Source organism: Lysobacter olei, assembly GCF_054777355.1.
Genome location: NZ_BAAHAT010000002.1, coordinates 409,884 through 429,300, shown reverse-complemented (window position 1 = coordinate 429,300; position 19,417 = coordinate 409,884). Strand labels below are relative to the sequence as shown.

At 70.8% G+C, this 19,417-nt stretch carries 11 protein-coding genes; 4 read left to right on the top strand and 7 right to left on the bottom strand.

Annotated elements, in window-relative coordinates:
* Window positions 1-41: 41 nt before the first annotated feature.
* From recD to recC, 3 genes are read right to left on the bottom strand one after another with little or no spacing between them, the layout of a single operon-like run.
* Window positions 42-1,925 carry an exodeoxyribonuclease V subunit alpha gene (gene recD / locus ACYVBS_RS04560; protein WP_460822078.1) on the bottom strand — a complete coding sequence of 628 codons (1,884 nt, stop codon included), beginning with the start codon at window positions 1,923-1,925 and terminating at the stop codon, window positions 42-44.
* A complete protein-coding gene (locus ACYVBS_RS04555) occupies window positions 1,922-5,542 on the bottom strand; it encodes a UvrD-helicase domain-containing protein (protein WP_460822077.1) in 3,621 nt (1,206 codons plus the stop codon). The genes recD and ACYVBS_RS04555 overlap by 4 nt, the downstream gene beginning before the upstream one ends.
* Window positions 5,539-8,994 carry an exodeoxyribonuclease V subunit gamma gene (recC, locus tag ACYVBS_RS04550; protein ID WP_460822075.1) on the bottom strand — a complete coding sequence of 1,152 codons (3,456 nt, stop codon included), beginning with the start codon at window positions 8,992-8,994 and terminating at the stop codon, window positions 5,539-5,541. The genes ACYVBS_RS04555 and recC overlap by 4 nt, the downstream gene beginning before the upstream one ends.
* A 693-nt stretch (window positions 8,995-9,687) precedes the next feature.
* Between recC and ACYVBS_RS04545 the strand changes: the two genes are divergently transcribed.
* Window positions 9,688-10,482 carry a hypothetical protein gene (locus ACYVBS_RS04545; protein ID WP_460822073.1) on the top strand — a complete coding sequence of 265 codons (795 nt, stop codon included), beginning with the start codon at window positions 9,688-9,690 and terminating at the stop codon, window positions 10,480-10,482.
* Window positions 10,483-10,574: 92 nt separating this feature from the next.
* Here the strand turns inward: ACYVBS_RS04545 and ACYVBS_RS04540 are convergent, their stop codons facing one another.
* The 3 genes from ACYVBS_RS04540 to ACYVBS_RS04530 form a co-directional block, all read right to left on the bottom strand.
* Window positions 10,575-11,591, bottom strand: a complete 1,017-nt coding sequence (locus ACYVBS_RS04540) for a 3-oxoacyl-ACP synthase III (RefSeq protein ID WP_460822072.1) — start codon at window positions 11,589-11,591, stop codon at window positions 10,575-10,577.
* Window positions 11,592-11,835: 244 nt separating this feature from the next.
* Window positions 11,836-12,159 carry a DUF4156 domain-containing protein gene (locus ACYVBS_RS04535; RefSeq protein ID WP_460822071.1) on the bottom strand — a complete coding sequence of 108 codons (324 nt, stop codon included), beginning with the start codon at window positions 12,157-12,159 and terminating at the stop codon, window positions 11,836-11,838.
* Between the two features lie 143 nt (window positions 12,160-12,302).
* Window positions 12,303-15,203: a M16 family metallopeptidase gene (locus tag ACYVBS_RS04530; protein WP_460822070.1), complete on the bottom strand. Its 2,901-nt coding sequence runs from the start codon at window positions 15,201-15,203 to the stop codon at window positions 12,303-12,305.
* Window positions 15,204-15,447: 244 nt separating this feature from the next.
* Between ACYVBS_RS04530 and ACYVBS_RS04525 the strand changes: the two genes are divergently transcribed.
* Window positions 15,448-16,155: an SDR family oxidoreductase gene (locus tag ACYVBS_RS04525; protein ID WP_460822069.1), complete on the top strand. Its 708-nt coding sequence runs from the start codon at window positions 15,448-15,450 to the stop codon at window positions 16,153-16,155.
* A complete protein-coding gene (locus ACYVBS_RS04520; RefSeq protein WP_460822068.1) occupies window positions 16,152-16,646 on the top strand; it encodes a tRNA (cytidine(34)-2'-O)-methyltransferase in 495 nt (164 codons plus the stop codon). Before ACYVBS_RS04525 ends, ACYVBS_RS04520 begins: the two co-directional genes overlap by 4 nt.
* Here ACYVBS_RS04520 and ACYVBS_RS04515 read toward each other — a convergent pair.
* Window positions 16,619-17,824 (bottom strand): GNAT family N-acetyltransferase, encoded by a 1,206-nt coding sequence (locus ACYVBS_RS04515; protein ID WP_460822067.1) that lies wholly within the window; start codon window positions 17,822-17,824, stop codon window positions 16,619-16,621. The genes ACYVBS_RS04520 and ACYVBS_RS04515 overlap by 28 nt on opposite strands.
* Window positions 17,825-18,127: 303 nt before the next feature.
* On the opposite strand from ACYVBS_RS04515, the gene ACYVBS_RS04510 reads away from it, so the two are divergent.
* A complete protein-coding gene (locus ACYVBS_RS04510; RefSeq protein ID WP_460822066.1) occupies window positions 18,128-19,417 on the top strand; it encodes an efflux RND transporter periplasmic adaptor subunit in 1,290 nt (429 codons plus the stop codon).

Here is a 19,417-nt window from a genome sequence, read left to right as displayed (position 1 = left end):
TTATTTGGCACTTTGCGGTGTCCCAGCCCCGCGCCGCGGCCTCAAGCGTTGGAAGTCACGCCCGGCGCCCCGGCCAGCAATCGCTCCACTAGCCCCCCTGCGCGCCGGATCGGCCGCGCCAGTGCGGCGGCCAGGCATTCCGGCGCGCCCCATACCTCCAGCTGCTGCTTCGCGCGCGACACGCCCGTGTACAACAGCTGCCGGGACAGGATGCGATGGCCGGCGTCAGGCGGCAGCACCACCGCCGCATGCGCGTATTCCGACCCCTGGCTTTTGTGGATGGTGACGGCGAAGGCGCTGTCGTGGGCGGGCAGCGCGTTGGGCGACAGGCCCCGCACCGAGGGCTGGCCATCGGCCCCCACGGTTTCGAACCACACGCGCAGGTGGCCGTCGGCATCGGCCAGGCACAGCCCGACGTCGCCGTTGAACAGGCGTTGGTCGTAGTCGTTGCGCGTGACCAGCACGGCCCGGCCGGGATACCACGTCGCGCCGTCGGCGACGTCCCATCGATGGCGGAGCCCACGTTCGATCGCGGCGTTGAGTGCTGCGGCGCCAAACGCATCCTCGCGCAGGGCGCACAGCAACTGGCGCTGCGACAAGGCGCGCAATGCACGGAGCACGGTCTCGGTGGCCTCGGCGCCCACCCCGGCCGTCATTCCACCGAGGTCCAGCGTGGGGCGCAGCCACGTGTCTTCGGCCAGGAGGTCGACCCAGCGACGCACTTCGACGGCCAACGCCCGTTCGTCACGCACCGCGCGATGCCGGGCCAGCGGCGCAGCATCGCGCAGGGCCGTGTCGAAGGCGTTGGCATCGCCCGCACGCACGGCCTGATTGATGGGCACGAGGTGCCGTTCGGCGCGGAAACTGTGCTCCAGGCGCACGACATCGTCCGCGCCGTCGCGCTCCATGACGGCCACCAGGTCCATCAGCACGGAACCGGCGCCCACCGAGGTGAGCTGATCCGCATCGCCGACCAGAATGAGCGTGGCGTCGGGGCGCACAGCGGCCATCAACGCGTGCAGCATGCCCAGGTCCACCATCGAGGCCTCGTCCACCACCACCACGTCGGCCGGCAGCGGGTCGCGCGGGCCACGGCGGAACACGCCGCGGTGCGGGTCGTAGCCGAGCAGACGATGCAGCGTCAGCGCCTCGGTGTCGGGCACCGCATCGCACAGCGGTTGCCAGTCCGGTGGCAACGCGCCGTCCGTCACCAGGCGCTCCTTGCCTTGGCGCAGCGATTGCACCAGCCGCTGGGCGGCCTTGCCGGTGGGCGCGGCCGCCGCGATCGACAAAGCGGCACCCCGTTGACGCTGCAGCATCAGCAGCATGCGCAGCACGGTGGTGGTCTTGCCGGTGCCGGGGCCACCGGTGAGCACGAACAGGCGGCGGCCGGGCACCTGCGCGACCGCGCGACGCTGGGCCTGCACCGCATCGCTGGCGTCGCCCTGGAACAGCCGATCGACGTCGGCCCCTGCCTCGGGCTTGGGCGCCGTCCCATGCGCATTCCGGCGCGCACGCACCTGCGCCGACACTTCGCATTCCTGGCGGAAGTTGCGCCACAGGTAGAAGCGCCCGGCGTCGTCGATCACGAACGGCGCGGCCGGTGCACCGTCGCCGGCGGCCAAGCGCGCCACGGCGGCATCGGCAGCTTGCACCAAGGGTTCCTGGCGCAGCGCCGCCACGGCCGGCTCGCTGGGCACTGGCATGCCATGGCGCCCCGCGGCCTCGCCCAACAAGGGCATGGCGGTGTCACCGTGCCCGTCCGCCAGACTGGTCCAGGCGGCCGCGTCGGCCAATGCGGCCGAGCCTCCATGGGCACGCACCCAGCGCCACAGCGCGCGATCCAGCGGTCGCCAGGCAACCTCGGCCAGTTCGCGCGGATCACGTTGGAAATGGAAACCGGAGCGGACGGCAGCCAGGCTCACGCAACCTCCAGGGCATCGCCGGCGAGCGCGGCGTCCACCGCCTCCACCAGCGCATCGTCAAAACGGTGAGACCAGACGCCGACACCAGGCGCCAAGCCGGCTGCGCGCACGAACAGATAGATCGCCTCGCCCAGGTGCAGCGTCGGACGGTAGTCCGGCAAGCGCTGCCGCAGGTAACGGTGCACCGCCACGGTGTAGAGCAGCGCCTGGAAGCGGTAGTGGTGCGCGTCCATCGCCGCGGGCAGCGCCGCGGGCGCGTAATCGGACAGGCGATCGCCCAACCAGTTGCCCTTGTAGTCCAGGACGTGGAAACGGCCCGCGTGCTCAAACACCAGGTCGATCTTGCCGGTCATCAGGCCGCGTAGCGTGGCCGGGGCCGTGCGTGGCACCAGTGCGGATTCGCCCAGACGGGCGCACGTCGCGCGCAGGCGTTGCAGGTCCACCTCGCCCAGGACGAAGTGGAATTCCATTTCCGCACGCATCGCACGGGCGGTGAGTGCGGCCAAGGACAACGCGGGATCGCGCTGCGGCAGCAACGACGCCTGCAGGCTGGCGTCCAGGCGCGCCGCGAGGTCGTCGACCCACGTGTCCTCATCGACATCACGCGTGCGCACGCCGGCGTCGCGCAGGCACTGGAGGATGAACGCCCGTTGCGCATGCATCGGCACGGCCAGTTGGCGGTGTTCGAACATCGCGTGCAGGGCATTGCCGAATTCGGTGCCGCGCACCGGACCCAACCGCAGCAACTCCGGGTGCGCTGGCTCCTCGATGCTGGGCACTTCGTCCAGGTCCACCGGACCATCCACGGCGCCGACTTCGGCCCCCGCCTCATCGGCGGCGGCCGGCTCTTCCAGCAGGCCATGACGTGACGACTTCACCAGCGTGGAAAAGCTGTGCTTGATCTCGGGCGGCAATACCGGCGGCTCGTTGCGCACGAGGCGCGACGATGCCTCTGCCGCAGCCGGGTCGCGGTACTCGGCGCGGGGCCAGGGCCAGCCCTCCGACCAAGCGATGTGCGCGCTGACATCCTGCAGGGTGCGAGCACCCAGTTGCGATTGCGCGCGTGCCAGCAGAGCATCCAGCGGGGAGCGTACCGGGTCGCTGGGTGGGTTCTTGCTGCGCGCGCTCGCGGGGCGATCGGTGGGCAGCGTGTACACGTGGCAGGCGTGCCGCGCGCGGGTCAGCGCCACGTACAGCACGCGGAACCGTTCGTCCTGCCCCTCGGCATCGAACAGCGCACGGGCCGCATCACCGAAGCCGGCCACGCGCTGTCCGCACAGCGGCTCGTTCAACACCGGATGACGGTCCTGCGAGCTGCGCTCGTGTCGCCACATCAACGGCAGCAGCACCACGTTGAACTCCAGGCCCTTGCTCGCGTGCAGAGTCATCAACTGCACCCGGTTGGCTTCCGATTCCAGGCGCAGCTGTTGTCCGCCGGCGGCATCGACCGCCTCGTCTCCGTCGCCCGCACGCTGGTCGCGCAACCACCCCAGCAGTGCTTCGGCGCCGGGCTGCTGCTCGCTGCGGGCCTGCAGCAATTCGCCCAGGTGGCGCAGGTCGGTAAGCGCGCGTTCGCGATCGGGGCGGGCGAAAAGGCGTGGGGTCGCATCGGCGATCACCGCCTGGATCACCGCCAACACGCCACGCCGTCGCCAACACTGGTGCCACGCGTCGAATCGCTCCAGCACCTGTTGCCAGGCCACCGGCTGGTCGCGCAAAGCGCGCAATGCGTCGAAGTCGTGGCCACCGAGCGTGGTAGCGAGCGCGGCCCGTACTGCAGCTTCGTCGCGCGGGTGCGCCACCGCGTGCAGCACCACCTGCAACTCGCGCGCCCAGTCCGAGCCGAACACGCTCGACTTGCCGCCGCCCACGCAGGGCACGCCGCGTGTCAGCAGCCGCGCGCGCAGGTCGACCACGTCGCCGTTGGTCGGCAGCAGCACGGCGATGTCACCCGCGCGCAATGGCGTGTCGCCCAGGGCATGCCGGCCCGAGAGCAGCTCCACGATGTGGTTGGCGCAGGCCTCCAGCGCGGCGCGGCGGCGCGCACCGGCATCCGGCGCGACATCGGAATGGGCGTGCAGTACCAGCGGACGCGTGCAGGGCACGCCATCCACCGTGTACGACGCGGCGTCACGCCCGCCGCTGGCGTGCACGGGTTCATAGCGGATGGGGGTGTCCGGCGCCACGCCCAGACCAGCGCCCGTGTGCAGGTAAAACTCGTTAAAGGCCTGCACCAGCGCCGTGGAGGACCGGAAGTTGGTGTCCAGGTGCAGGTGGCTGTCGGAATCACGGGCTGCGCGCAGATAGGCATGGATATCGCCGCCACGGAAGCGGTAGATGGCCTGCTTGGGGTCGCCGATCATCACCAGGCGACCGCGCGGGGCGCCATCGGGCGCGCGGAAGATGCGATCGAGGATCGCGTACTGCTGCGCGTCGGTGTCCTGGAACTCGTCCACCAACGCCACCGGCCACGTCGCGTGCAGGCGCTCGGCCAACGTACTGTCGCCGGCATGAAGGGCGCGGTGCACGCGCTCGATCAGATCGTCAAAACTCAACCGGCCCTGCTCGGCGAGCCGTGCCTCGCGCCACGCGCGCACGCGCGCCACCCATGCCTGCCACGCGTGAATCCGGGGCGCGGCATCACGATATTCGAGCAGACGCACGGCGTCGGCGATCTGAGCGAGCAGCGGATCCTCGCGCAGCGCGCACACGTGTTCGGGGGCGATCTGGTTTTGCAGATCCGGTTTGAGCAGGTGATCGATGGTGGTCTTGGTCAGCGGCGCGTCGCCGCCCTCGAGGCGGTCCGCCAGCGCTCGCCACGCCTTGGGCAGCGCCGACCTGCCCTTGGCGACCAAACCGGGACGCTCGGCCAACGCCCGCAGGTCGGCCGCCAGCGTGGGCGACAGGCGCGTGCGTTCCGCATCGGGCTCCGGCGTCCACAGCCCCACACCCGGCGCGAGGTAGGCCTTGAGCTGGTTTTGCAGCTTGGCCCGGGAGTCGACGCCCAGCGCTGCACCCAGGTCACCTTCATCGCCCTGGGCCAGCACGCGCCACGCGTCGGTGGCCAGCTCCTGCAGCAGCGCCTCGGCCGCGACCAGTTCGGCAGGTGCGAAGGTGCTGCCGCTTTCGAAGGGGAAATCCGCCAGCACGCGACGGCAGAGTCCGTGCAGCGTGGTGATGGGGGCCAGGTCCAGCTCTGCCAAGGCCAGGCGGAGGCGGGTCAGGTCGCGGCGCAGCGTGTCCGGGCTCCCACCCGCGTTCGCGCACCAGCGACTGCGCAGCCAAGCCTCATCGCTGCCGGCGACGGGGCCGCTGTCCGGTGATTGGTCGCCCTGACCGTCAATGATGACGTGCGCCAAGGCCTCGGCCTGCAATAGGCGCGCGCGCAGGCGCTCGCGCAGTTCCTGTGCTGCCGGATCGGTGAAGGTGGTGACCACGATCTGCGCCGGTGACACCGCGCGCTCCAGCAACAGGCGCAGGTACAGCACCGCGATCGTCCAGGTCTTGCCGGTGCCGGCGCTGGCTTCGATCAGGCTGCGGCCGCCGTCGTGCAGCGGCAGGTCGCGCCAGTCCGAGCAGCGATGGCCAGTCTCAGGCGCGTGCAGGGGCAGGCTCATGCAATGCCCTCCGCAACGGGCAGCGCCAGCACGTCGGCCAGCCAGTGCGCATCGTGTGCCAGATGCGTCAGGTCCACACTGCCGACAGCGAAGTCGCGGTCACCGGCCAGCAAGCGCGCGTAGCCCGGCGCGTAGTCGCGCTCGCCCACGCTCTGCGAGCCACCGGTCCACTGCTGCGATGCGGCGTCCGTGCCCGACTTCTGCACCGCGGCCCACGACGTCTTGGGGAAGTACCAGCGTGGCGCTTCGCGCGCGGCGGTCCAGTAGTCGAGCAGGCGACACACCCGGGACTGCAGGTCCGCGTGCATGCCGGCCGCCACGGTGGGCGCCTCGTCGCAGGCGCGACGCCATGCCGCGTCCCAGTCGTCCAGGTTCGCCGGCCACACGGCGACACCGGCGGCGGTCACCGCGCAGGCGCGCACCGCGTACGCCGGGTCGGGGTGCGCGAGGCGCAACAACGCCCATTCGAGGAACAGCTCAAGCCTCTCACGCAAACCCAACTCGTCCTCCTTGCCGCGGCGCGGATGCAGTCCCAACAGCCAGTGCGTGCCGTCGCGCACGTGCACGTGGCGCGCTTCGCCTTGCACCCGATAAGCACCCACGATCACGTCCAGCGGCTGCGGCGACGGCAGGGGCAAGCCGCCCATGAACAGCGGGTGGTCCGCCACCTTCTCAAGCAACTGCGCCACGGCGTCGCGCTCCGCCTGCCATGCCATCTCGCCGCTGCGCCCCAAGGGCATGAGCCCGGTCAGGCGCAGCCAGTCCGGGGGTGACTCGGGCAGGGCGGTGCCGGCGTGTGCGGCCTCGAGGAACAGGCGGCGACCGACGCCGTCCAGCACCTCGAAGCGGGGATCCATCGGTTCCTCATCGCGCAGGCGATCCTCGTCGAGCGCATCCAGCCGCAGGTTGAGGCCGGAGGCGAGCAACTGGCGTGCGGGGTTACGGAAATACGCCATCACTTCCTGCAAGGGCGCCACACGGGCGTCGGCCGTGGCGTCGAGGGACGGCACCGTTTCCGACGGATCGGCCACGAACGATGCACGGGCCGGCGCGGCGCGCGCGACCATGTCCGCAAAGCCCGCGTGATACGAGAACAGCCGCGGATCGCCGCCGTCGAAGTAGCGCGCGTCGAACGGCTGCAGCGGGTGGCGGACATGCCACGGGCGTTCTGCCGATTCATCGCCGCGCAGGCCGGCATGCTCGTCGAGCGCGGCCAGCAGTTCGGCCAGGGGCGCGGCCGGGTTGCGCGGCTTGCCGTCGTGCGCGCCTTCGCCAACGTAGCTGAGGTGCAGCACTTCGCGGGCGGACATGACGGTTTCCAGGAAGAGGTAGCGGTCGTCGCTGCGGACGTCACGGTCGCCGAGGCGGCGATCATGCGCCATCGGGTCGAGACCACTGCCACCGGGCGCACGCGGGAACTCGCCGTCGTTGAGGCCCAGCACTGCCACCACGCGGAACGGGATCGCGCGCTGCGGCACCATGCCGCAGAACGTCACGCCGCCCAGCAGGAAGCGTTGCCGTTCCGAGGCGGCGGACAGGCGCTCACGCAATACGTCGCGCACCACGGCGTAGTCGAGCTCCGGGTCCAATCCGCTTTCCGCCGGCTCGCTGGCCACCGCACGGACCATGCCCAGCAGCAGCGCGCGCGCGTCACGGCCGCGCACGTCATCGGATGCCAGTCGGAAGCACGCGTCGAGCTGGCGCTCCAGCCGCGCGGCCCACTCGCTGGCGCGCCGTGGCGTGCGTGCGGCCTCGCAGAAGGCGGCCACTTCCACCAGCAATGCATCCAGCGCCCCGAGCATGGCCGCCTGTGGGCCACCCAGCCCGGCCATCGGTGCAAGTTCACTGCCATCCGGCAAGCGCACGCCGACGTCGTCCGCGCCTTCGACGCCCGCGCCATACACGTAGCTGGCGAGCATCCGGTCCACGCCCCACGCGAACGTGTGTGCGTCCAGCGCCGGCAGCCCGCGCCGCGCACGCGCTTCCGCATCCAGCGCCCATGCCACGCGGCTGCGGCCCAGCCAGGCGATGAGCTGTTCGACGTCCGCCGGCTCCAGGCCGAAACGTCGGGCAATGTCGGGCACGCGCAACAGGTCCACCACCTCCGGTGCGGTCAACCGCGCGGTGGGAAGATCGAGGAACTGGTCGAAGGCCTGCAGCAGCGGGTGGGAACGCGCGACCGCGACATCGGCCAGGTGGTACGGCAATGGGCCTTGCATCACGCCCGGCTCACCGAAGACCGCCGGCAGCAGCGGCACGTAGGCCTGGATGTCCGGCGCCATCACCACGATGTCGCCCGGCTTGAGGTCAGGGCGCGCCTCGCGCTCGCGCAGCAGCGCGTCGCGCAGCACTTCCAGTTCGCGCAGGCGCGTGTGGCAGGCATGCACGCGCAACGAGCGGTCCTCGCGCTGTGCGGCCTGATTGGCCGTGGGCGCCATGGCGGTGGGATCGCCGTGGCGGATGCTTTCCTGCAGGTTGCGCAGCAGGCTGCCCGGCGGCGCCTCGTGCGGCGCGTCAGCTGCCGCCTCTTCGTCGCGCCAGTGGCGCACGTCCACCTGCAGGTCGCTGTCTTCCAGCGCCAGCACGAAGTGCTGGCCCATGCGCCCCCAGGCCGCCAGCAGGGGATGACCCTGCTCGAGGAACAGCGCTTCGGTGTCGTGCCCCGCGGCATCCGCACGGACGCGTTCGCGCAGCATGGCGCGGTCGCTGCGCAGGCCAGCCCAGTAGGCGCGGCAGGGGTCGGGGACATACAGCACCACGGGCCGATGCCGGGCCACCGCCCGAAGCACGGCCAACTCCGCCGGCGCCACGTGGCTGACGCCGAACAGGTGCAGGGGCTCGGTCTCCGCGGGAACCTCCGGCGCCAGGAGCGCGGCTTCCAGCCGGGCCAGCCATTCGCCGCGATGCGGCATGCCGACCTCGGTCCGCAGCAGGCGCCAGAGCGGGCCGATGAACCCGGCCGCGGGCCGCGTGTCCTGGCCCGCGGCCCACGCGCTCAGCCAATCGGGGCGATAGACCACGTACTGGCTGTACAACCGGGCCAGGCGGTCGGCGAGCTGGAAGCGGCGGCGGGCACCGTCCGCGCCCTGCAGGTAGTGCTGCACCTGCGGGGCGTCCAGCTCGGGCAGCCGCGCGTGGATGCGCCAGCGCAGGTGCGCCCGCTGGTACGGCTCCAGCGCCACGGCAGACGCCCCCAGTTGCCGGCGCGCGAGGGCGTCGAGCCATGCACTGGGCAGGACGATGTCGAGGTTGGCGGCAATGCCGCGCGGGCCGCGTCGCCGCGCCAACGCCGCGGTCAGCCAATGGCGCATGCCCGGGTGCGCCGCGATCACGGTCTGAGGCGCCAGCACGTGCGCGGGCGGATGCGCTTCCAGCAGGTGCAGAAACGGGTCCAACAACGCCTCCAGGCGGCTGGCGCGGTAGACGATGAGGCCTGCGCTGATGTCGTCCAAACCCGTCCTGTCTGCGAAGAATGCCGGGGCGGCATGTGGCGCACAGCGTAACCGGACCCGGTCTCAGCGGCTGATACCGAAGGGGACCTACGTGCGCGTTAGGCAGCAGCGGGCCTCCATCGCAGCCGCTTCCCCGAACGCGGCGACCTTGCAGGCGATCAGCACCGCGGCGCCTAGCAACCAAAGGCGATAACGGTGCACGCGGCACAACAGCCGGCCCGCCCTATTCGCTGCGTGCCGACACGACGCGCGGGGCGTGCACGTGGTACGAGACCAGCCCTGCACGGCGCGTGCGTCGACGGCGCGTTGCCAGCGCATCAGGCGGGACGCTACGCGTGCGCGCGCCTCGTCGAACAGCAGCAACCAAGCGGCCCGCGACACCACGACACCGCGACGAACAGCAGCGACACCAAGACAGCGATCAAGCGGCACCTTCCCTGGCGACGGCATTTGACGGTGGTGGCGGCGCATCCCAGAATGCGGCCGCATGTGACCCGGCACGGACCGGGTCGGAAAGGAGTCCACGTGGATCGGCACGATGCCAAACCACGGCGCCCCAGCCTGTTGGCGGGTGCCGATACGCAGCGCCTCGCGCCTGGCCCTTTGCCGGCGCGCATCCTAGCAGACACGGCACCGCTGCCCGCGCCACGACGGTCGCGCCGCCCGAGGCATCTTCGCGCGGCGCTTGCTGCCGTGCTGGCATTGGCGTCACTGGTCGCGTTGGCGTGGGCGACGTTGATGCCCGATGCGCCCGTGGCATCGTTCCCGGCGTCCGGACGCGCGCCCCTTGCGGCGCCCGCGCCCGTCGAACCGTCGACGGCGACATTGGTGGACGCGCCATCGCCCGGGCCCGGGACGATCCAGAACCCGTTTGATGCCCTAACCACGCACCCGGACCGGCCGGAAGGCGCGATCGCAAATGCCGGACCGGGACCCGATGCGCAATCGCTCACCACGCAGGCACGCAATCCCTTCAATGCGATCGGTACCACGGCCACACCCGTGCAGGACCGTGGCGTGGGTACCGAGCGCGCGCGGCAGACGGCGGCCTCAGTGGCGACGACAGACAAGGCGACCGCGGCAGGGGCATCCACGCCGGGACCGGCTCCGCGATCCACACCGGAGCGTGCGTCGGCATCGGCCCAGGCATTGGCGCCCGCGGCTGCCCGGCGGGCGAGCACGGCTGCGGCGGCGGGTCACGAGCCCGGTTTGCTGCAAGCCCTGTTGGACAACATCCAGCCGGCGGCGGCGCCGCGCGACACCGTGGCGCTGGACCAGCTGGCGCGCCAGTTGGATCGGGCGCCGATGCCCGCGGCGGCCGCGAAACCGGCGGCGCCTGCCACCTCGACACCGACGAACGCGGAACCGCCGTCATTGCGGGCCCAGTTGGACCAATGCCCCGCCGCGAGCCACCTGCAGGGGCTGCGCTGCCGGCGCCAGCTGTGCGAGCGCGCCGGCCTGGATCCACGCCGCTGCGCCCGCCACTGACGCCGCACCCACAAAAAAAGCCCGGCCTGCAGTGCGGCCGGGCTTTCGATCGAAGACGCCCGGGCAGCCTTCGCCGCCCGGCGCCGCGGTGTTTACCAGACGACCTCGGCCATCGAGCAGTTCAGGCCCGAGCCGATGCCCAGCAGCGCCACGCGGTCACCCTTCTTCAGGCGGCCCATTTCACGCAGCTTGCTCAGCACGATCGGCACCGAGGCCGGACCGATGTTGCCGTGCTCGTTAAAGATGGTCATGACCTTCTTCGGGTCGATGCCCATGGCCTTGGTGAAGGCGGCGGTGTGCACCTTGCTGACCTGGTGGATGACGAACTCGTCCAGTTCGGCGGCCACCCAGCCGAGCTTCTGCTTGGCGACTTCGAAGGTCTTGGTCGCCAGCTTGATGCCCTCGATCAGCAGCATGCGGGTGTCGGTGACCATGCCGTCGAGGTTGCCGCGGCACAGCTTGTTCCACTCGGTGGCCGCGCGGGTGACGCCGCCCTTGTAGCGCGGCGCGCCCGGCGCCAGTTCGCTGCGCGCCAGCACCATCGCCGCGGCGCCGGAGCCCAGCGTCAGCGTGGCCAGTTCGTTGCGGAAGTCCTCGTCGGTGACATCGGCGCGGGTCATGCGCTCGATGGTCTTCTCGTAGGCGAGGTCGGCGGTCTCGCCATCGACTACCAGCGCGTACTCGATTTCACCGCGCTCGATCATGCGGCTGGCGATGTCCATGCCGTTGATGAAGGCGAGGCAGGCGTTGGCCACGTCGAAGTTCTGGCAGGTGTCGGGCAGGCCGAGGTTGCCGCTGACGATCGAAGCGGTGGACGGCTCCAGGTAGTCGCGGCTGACCGAGGTGTTGACCAGCAGGCCCACGCGATCGGGTTCGATGCCGGCGTCGGCCAGTGCCTTCACCGCGGCCAGGGTCGCGGCATCGGACGCCTGCACGTCGCCGTCCCACAGGCGGCGGGCATGGATGCCGGCGATGTCGCCGAGCACGTCGGTCTTGATGCCGAGGCGATCCAGCGTCGGCTTGAGCCGGGCGTTGATCTCCTCCGAGCTCAGGCGGCGCGGCGCGTCGATGTGGGCCAGGCCGGCGATGGCGACGTGTTGGAACAGCATGGGCGGGCGAACCAAGTGGGCGTAGAACACGAAAGATTAACGCCTTCGCGGCCGCAGCGCACCCGCCCGATCCCGACGGAGGGCCCAAGACGACGAAAGTCGGACGTTGCCGGCACGATGGCGACCGATTCCCGGCGGAGTTCACCTAGCAGCCAGGTCCGCCGTGCGCCGTTTCCTGCAAGACCCCGTCGCAGGCGCGGGTAGGATGCCGAGCGCGCCGCGGTGACGGACCCCCGCGCCCGCGTCAGCGCCCGGCGCAGCGCCAGGCAGTGAAGCGCTGGGTGCCGTCGTGGGGCTCGGCGAGCGGCTGCACCGTGTTGGCGCCCAGGCCCGGGGCCTCGTTGCGGGCCAGGGTCTCCAGCTCCTCCCGCACGCGCAGGGTGTTGCGCTCGTATGGCCCGATGCGGTCCTTGACCGACACCTCGACCTCGCCGCGCTTTTCGCAACCCCCCGGGGCGGCGCCCGCACCGATGACGCTTACGCCACTGGCGCCCGGGGCCATGTGCACCCAGGTGCACCCGCCGGCAAGCAGGGTGGCGGCAATGGCAAGCGGCAACAGTCGGCGCATCGGATTCTCCCGGGTCGGAAAGAGACAACGCCCCGGATTGTCGCCCGGGGCGTCGAGGTTGAGAACCGCGGCCATGAATCGCGGGTGACTCGCACGCCTCCGGCCTTGGGCCGGCGGCGTGCGAGCGGACGCACGTCAGCGAATCACTTCGCCCGCTGGCCGTTGCCGGTCGCGGTGGGCGCCGCCGCAGCGGCCGCGGTCGCGGCCACCGGCTTGCCATCGGCGTCCAGCACCTGCACCGGACCCAGGTTCAGCGAGCGCACCGGGGCCTCGATCTGCTTCAGGTCACCCACCACTACCCAGGTCAGGGCGTTGGCGTCGATGGCCTTCGCTGCTTCGGCCACCTGCGCCGGCGTCAGCGCCGCGATCTCGGCGTTGCGGCGAGTGACGTAGTCGTCCGGACGGCCGTAGCGGACGATGCCGCCGATGGTGCCCATCACCGCGCTGGCGGTCTCGTACGCACCCGGCAGACTGCGGCTTTCGTTGGCCTGGATCTTGGCGATCTCGGCGGCGGTCGGCGGTGCCTTGCCGCTGACGTAGTCGGCGACCTCACGCTGCACTTCCTTCATCGACTCGACGGTCTTGTCGATCTGCACCGGCGCCACCGCCAGCCACGGGCGCGGGCCCAGGGCGTTGACCAGCTGGGTGCGGGCGCCGTAGGACCAGTGCTTGTCCTCGCGCAGGTTCATGTTCAGGCGCGCGGTGAACGAGCCACCGATGACGTCGTTGGCCACTTCCAGCTTGACCGCGCCCGGGTCCTTGGACGAGGGCATCAGCTGGCCGACGAAGAGGTTGGCCTGCACCGCGCCCGGCTGATCCACCAGGAACACGCGCGGCTGGGTCGGACGGGCCACGCCGGCCGGGCTGGCGGCCACCGGCGCCGCGCCCTCACCCTTCCAGTCACCCAGGTGCTTTTCCAGCAGCGGCACGACGTCCTTGAGCGTGGTGTCGCCCACCACGATCAGGGTCGAGCCTTCCGGACGCACCCAGGCCTTGTGGAACGCCACGAGGTCGTCGCGGGTCAGGCTGGCAATGGAGGCTTCGGTGCCGCTGCCGCTGAACGGAATGGCGTAGGCGTGGTCGTTGCCGTACAGCAGCGGCGGCAGCACGCGTAGCGCGGCCGAGGTCGGGCGCGCCTTCTCCTGCTTGATGCCGGCGATCCAGCTGGCCTTGATGCGGTCGACTTCCGCCTGGTCGAAGCGCGGGGCGCGCAGCATGTCGGCGAACAGGTCCAGCGACGGGTCCAGGTTCTCCTTCAGCGCCGAGAGGTAGACGCTGCTGCCGTCCAGCGAGGCGCTGGCGCCGAGGTTGGCACCCAGTGCTTCGGCGCGGTTGGCGAAGGCCAGCGTGCCCAGCTCGCCGGCACCCTCGTCCAGCATGCCCATGGCAAAGCTCGACGTGCCCAGCTTGGCGCCGTGGTCGGCGGTGTAGCCCCCGTTGAACTGGTAGCTCATCTGCACCACCGGGATGTCGTGGCGCTCGGCCAGGATCACCTGCGTGCCGTTGGACAGGGTCGCGCGCTGCAGCGCCGGGAAGGTCAGCTGCGGGAACTGGGTCGGCATCGGCACGCCGGCCTTGCGGTCAACGGTGCTGGCGGTGGTCTTGTACTTCTTGTCCACGGCCGGCAACTGGAAGGGCGCCGGGGTGCCGGCCGGGTCTTCCGGCAACGGGGTGCGCTCGCCCTTGGCCACCACGAGGGTGTGGTCGCCCTTGCCGAGCCATTGCGCGCCCACGGCCTTCAGGTCGGCGGCGGTGGCCGACTCGATGGTCTTCAGCGAGTCGCGGAAGCAGCCCGGGTTGCCGGTGTAGATCGCGCATTCGGCCAGGGCGTCGGCCTTGCCGCCGAAGCCGCCGATGCGCTCAATGCCGCGGATGAAGCTGGCGCGGGTGGCCGTCTTGGCCTGCGCCAGTTCGGCGGCCGTCGGGCCTTCGGCGATCAGCTTGCGCAGTTCCTCCTCGATGATGGCTTCGACCTTGGCCGGGTCGACGCCGTCCTTGAGCGTGGCCGAGATCATGAAGTTGGAGCCCAGCTGCGAGGCGTAGGCGCCGGCTTCGATGTTGTCGACCAGCTTGTCACCGTGCAGCAGGCGAGTATCCAGGCGCGAGCTCTTGCTGCCGCCCAGCACGAAGCCGAGCAGCTGCAGCTTGTCGATGTCGGCGGTGCCGACCTGGGCCACGTTCCAGGCGCGGTAGATGCGCACTGCCGGCACCTTGTCCTGCATCACCTCGCGGGTGGACTGGGCGCGCACGGCCACGTCGACCTTCGGTTGGGCCATGGTCGGCGACGCCGGGATGTGGCCGAAGTACTGGGTCACCTTCTCCCGGGCGGTCTTGACGTCGATGTCGCCGGCCAGCACCAGCACCGCGTTGTTCGGGCCGTACCAGGTGCGGAACCACTGCTTCACGTCATCCAGCGACGCGGCGTTGAGGTCGTTCATCGAGCCGATGACGGTGTGGCCGTACGGGTGGCTCTTCGGGTACAGCGCTTCGCCCAGCTTGGTCCAGACCTGGCCGTAGGGCTGGTTCTCGCCCTGCCGCTTTTCGTTCTGCACCACGCCGCGCTGCTCGTCCAGGGTCTTCTGGTCGATCGCGCCGAGCAGGTGGCCCATGCGGTCGGACTCCATCCACAGCGCGGTGTCGAGCGCGGTAGTCGGCACGTTCTGGAAGTAGTTGGTGCGGTCCTGGTTGGTGGTGCCGTTCATGTCGGTGGCGCCGATCATCTCGAACGGTTCGAAGTATTCGCCCGGGTGGTTTTCCGAGCCGTTGAACATCAGGTGCTCGAACAGGTGGGCGAAGCCGCTGCGACCCGCCGGCTCATCCTTGCTGCCCACGTGGTACCAGAGGTTGACCGCGACGATCGGCGCCTTGCGGTCGGTGTGCACGATCACCCGCAGGCCGTTGGGCAGGGTGAACTGGTCATAGGCGATGTCGACCTTGGCCGGGGCCTTGGCCAGCGCGGACGCCGGGGTAAAGGTCAGCCCGCCCATCGCGGTGGCGAGGGCAAGGGCGAGGGCGGCGGCACGCGGCCGGGCAAACACGGTCATTTCGACGCTCCATGTGAGGCAGGCACCCGGATCGGGCAACGGTCGATGGTAGCGGTGGGGTCCGACCGGGGCACTAGGCCACAAGTCCCGGTAGGGGGTTGCGGCACGCATTGCGTGGCCCGCCTGCCGTGCAGCGCCGGGCACGGCGGCGAGGGCGTGTACACACACGGAGGCGTCACCCACACGGTCGCGCCACCCCGGCCGGTTTCGGCGAAAATGCACCCCACGCCCCGGAGCCGCCGCCATGCCCACCCGCCCCTCCCTGCATTGCCTGGTCACCGGCGCCAACCGTGGCATCGGTCTGGAGTTCACCCGCCAGCTGCTCGAACGCGGCGACCGAGTGACCGCCACCTGCCGCCACCCGGGGCGCGCGACCGCGCTCAATGCGCTGGCTGCCGAGCACCCTGGCCACCTGCACGTGCTGCCCCTGGACGTGGCCGCGGCAAAGTCGCACGCCGAATTGGTACGGGAACTGCCGCTCGTGGGCGGTGCCGTCGACCTGCTGGTCAACAACGCAGGCGTGCTGCATTCGGGCGAGCGCTTCGGCCACCTGACCGCCGACAGTTTCGAGGACAGCTTCCGCACCAACGCGGTGGGTCCGCTGCTGCTGACCCAGGCGCTGGCGCCGCACTTGGCCGCGGGGGCGAAGGTGGTGAACCTGTCGTCGGTGCTGGGCTCGGTGGCGTCGGTGGACGGCTTCCACACCCCGTCCTACGCGGTGTCGAAGGCGGCCCTGAACATGGTCACCGCCCTGCTGGCGCAGGCCTTGGCCGAACGCGGCGTGACCGTGCTGGCCTTCCACCCGGGCTGGGTGATGACCGACATGGGCGGCAGTGGTGCCACCGTGGCCGCGCCCGAATCGGTGGCGTCGATGCTGCAGGTGGTCGAGGCCGCGACCCTGGCCGACAGCGGGCATTTCCTTGCCCGTGACGGCAAGCCGATGCCCTGGTGAACGCCGCCGCGATGTTTGACGTCATCCTGTTCCAGCCCGAGATCCCGCCCAACACCGGCAACGTGATCCGCCTGTGCGCCAACACCGGTGCGCGCCTGCACCTGGTCGCGCCACTGGGCTTCACGCTGGAAGACAAGCAACTCAAGCGCGCGGGGCTGGACTACCACGAGTACGCCACGCTGCAGGTGCACGACAGCCTGGCCGCGGCGCTCGCCGCCATCGCCGCGGACAACGGCACGCCGCCGCGGCTGTTCGCGCTGAGCACGCGCGGCAGCGTGCGCCATGACACGGTGGCCTACCGGCCGGGCGATGCCTTCCTGTTCGGTCCGGAGACACGGGGGTTGCCGGAGGACGTGCTGGCGCAGGTGCCAGCCGGGCAACGCATCCGGCTGCCGATGCGCCCGGACAACCGCAGCCTCAACTTGTCCAATGCGGTGGCGGTGGTGGTGTTCGAGGCGTGGCGTCAACAAGGGTTCGTGGGCGGCGCCTGAGCGGCGCGGCCCAGGACCGGCATCGGCCGGGGCCAGTCCGGCGCCAGTGGCCGGTCCGAGAACGGGCTGCCGCCCAGCCGGCTGACCAGCGGGCGCAACAGGCGCGTGGCGGTGAGCGCGGCGGTGCCGATCCGCGTGGTGGCCAGCACGCCGGCCACGACGGTTTCGGTGTGCGGCAACATCTGCGCGAGCCAGGATTTTTCCTGGGCATTGCTGTCGAACTTGGCGACCCCGGGCCAGGTGACTGATAGCGCTTCCAGCGCCGCCAGCTTGGTCAGGCAGCCGGGGCTGTGTTTGGCATAGTGCGGGTGCCAGCCGATCTTGAACGCACTGAACGTGCCGCCCACCAGGAAGTTGCAGGTGGAGCCGATCACCTGGTCGCCCAGCAGGACCTCCACGAACACGGCGGCGCCGACCTGACTGAACTGGGCGACCATCTCGAGGAAGAAGCCGGTGCCCGCCGGGGTGCACCACAGCGCGCTGCCTTTCGCCCCCTTCCAGCCACTGCGCTCCAACAGCAGGAAACGCTCGGCGACCGCCGGCGCCACCGCGTCGCCCTGGAGCACGCGGGTGCGCACGGGGCCGAGTTCCTCCAGGCGCCGGCGATGCCGCCGCAGGTTCTTCAACACCTTGCGCGGCACGGCCTGCGCCGCGTCCACCCCGTCGGGCACGTGCAGGACCGGCCGGGCGAAGCGACGCACTTCGTGCCAACTGCCGCCGTCGGCCAGGGCGACCCGCCGCAGCGCGGACAGGCCATCGTCATGTTCAAGCACGTTGCCAAACAGGATCGCGTGGCCGCGCGGGGCGCCCTCACCCCCCCGGATCGCGCCCAGCAACACTTCGGCCACCGCGTCGCCGTCGTCCGGCGAGACCAGCAACCCAGTCCGGAACGAGTGCCGGGTGCGGTAGCCGCGCCAGTGGGGGACGGGCAGGTACAGCCCCGGTGGGTCGGCGGTGAAACAGCCAACACCGACCAGCTCCCGCGGTCCGCGCCCGAGGCGTTCGAACAGGGCGATGCGCGGCGGGCGCCCCGGCGTCAGCCAGCGCGCCGCAGGGGCAATGAACTGCGGCAACAGGAACGGACTGGGGTGCCGCGCGCGCTGCCCCAGCTCGCTCCACGCCGCACGGGTGTGCGCGTCGAGGTTCCCCGGGCTGCACCAGCGGATGGCGATCGACATGGCAGCAGTCCCTCGGTGCGCGCACGGATTGTCGCGACACGGCATTCCCATCCGGAGCAACGTGTCACCCATTCGGGTACGGCCACGCCGGGCGGCGGCGGCGGGGCGCGGCCACTGCGGGCCGTGGGATCGGCGTCGATGCATCTCGGGGGCGCGTCCGTCCGCCGGACACGTCCGGGGACGCTGCGGACACCCCGGACACCGCCACTGATTCTTTTTGCATCAATCACTTAGTCATTGGCACGCGGATTGCAATCCTTCCTGTGAACACGGGCCATCCCGTCGGCCCAGACACAGGACTCCATGACCATCCGGGACACCTCCGCGCAGGACCACGCGATTGGCGCCGCCGCCACCGCGGCGTTGGCCAAACGCTCACGTCGTCGCACCCTGCTCATCGCCGGTGGCGGCGTCGCGTTGCTGTCGGCCGCGGTCTGGCTCGCCCAGGGCTGGAGTGCCGGATCGCGTTCGGTCGACGCGGGCCGACTGCGCATCGCCGAGGTCCGGCGCGGCGACCTGGTCCGCGACATCGCCGTCGACGGCCGCGTGATCGCGGCCAACAATCCGACCCTGTATGCCATCGCCGGCGGTACGGTCACGCTGCACGTGGTGGCCGGCGATGCGGTGAAGCGGGGCCAGGCGCTGGCCGAGATCGACAGCCCCGAACTGCGCAGCCTGCTGGCGCAGGAGCAGGCCACGCTCGCCAGTCTGGAAGCCGAAGCCAGCCGCGCGGCGCTGGACGCCGCGCTGGCCCGTTCCAACGCACGCAAGCTGTTCGACCAGGCCATGGTCGACCGCCAGGCGGCCGAACGCGCCCTGGAGCGCAACCAGCGCGGCTTCGACGGCGGCGCGGTGCCGCAGGTCGACGTGTTGCGTGCGCGCGATGAGTTGAAGAAGGCCGAGATCGGCCTGTCGCACGCCCGCCAGGACCTGCAGCTGCAGGGCCAGGGCGCGGGCCTGGACACGCGCAACAAACACCTGCTGGCCAACCGCCAGCGCGCGGTGGTGGCTGAAGTCCAGCGCCAGGTCGACGCGCTGACCCTGCGCGCCCCGTTTGACGGGCAAGTCGGCCAAGTGCTGGCCGCGCAACGCAGCAACGTGGCGCTCAACGCGCCGGTGTTGAGCGTGGTCGACCTGTCGGTGTTCGAAGTCGAGATCAAGGTGCCGGAAAGCTTCGCCCGTGACCTGGCCATCGGCATGCCGGCGCAGCTCAGCGGCCCGGGTGGCAACTACGCCGCCGCGGTCTCGGCGGTGTCGCCGGAAGTGGTCAATGGCGAAGTCACCGGTCGCCTGCGCTTCACCGGCAAGAGCCCGCCGGGGCTGCGCCAGAACCAGCGGCTGGGCGCACGCATCGTGCTCGACACCCGACGCAACGTGCTGATGGTCGACCGCGGTCCGTTCGTGGAACAGGGTGGCGGCCACAGCGCCTTCGTCATGAACGGCAGCACCGCGGTCAAGCGCGCCGTGCGCACCGGTGCCAGCAGCCTCAACGCCGTCGAGATCGTCGATGGCGCCCGTGCCGGCGACCGCATCGTCGTGGCCGGTACCGACCTGTTCGGCGATGCCGAACGCATCCGCGTCTCAGGAGAGTGA

What these genes read in the sequence shown, in the direction of transcription:
- ACYVBS_RS04510 (WP_460822066.1), top strand. Translation starts at nt 18,128, where the DNA reads ATGACCATCCGGGACACCTCCGCGCAGGACCACGCGATTGGCGCCGCC.
- ACYVBS_RS04540 (WP_460822072.1), bottom strand. Translation starts at nt 11,591, where the DNA reads ATGCTGTTCCAACACGTCGCCATCGCCGGCCTGGCCCACATCGACGCG.
- ACYVBS_RS04530 (WP_460822070.1), bottom strand. Translation starts at nt 15,203, where the DNA reads ATGACCGTGTTTGCCCGGCCGCGTGCCGCCGCCCTCGCCCTTGCCCTC.
- ACYVBS_RS04525 (WP_460822069.1), top strand. Translation starts at nt 15,448, where the DNA reads ATGCCCACCCGCCCCTCCCTGCATTGCCTGGTCACCGGCGCCAACCGT.
- ACYVBS_RS04535 (WP_460822071.1), bottom strand. Translation starts at nt 12,159, where the DNA reads ATGCGCCGACTGTTGCCGCTTGCCATTGCCGCCACCCTGCTTGCCGGC.
- ACYVBS_RS04555 (WP_460822077.1), bottom strand. Translation starts at nt 5,542, where the DNA reads ATGAGCCTGCCCCTGCACGCGCCTGAGACTGGCCATCGCTGCTCGGAC.
- ACYVBS_RS04515 (WP_460822067.1), bottom strand. Translation starts at nt 17,824, where the DNA reads ATGTCGATCGCCATCCGCTGGTGCAGCCCGGGGAACCTCGACGCGCAC.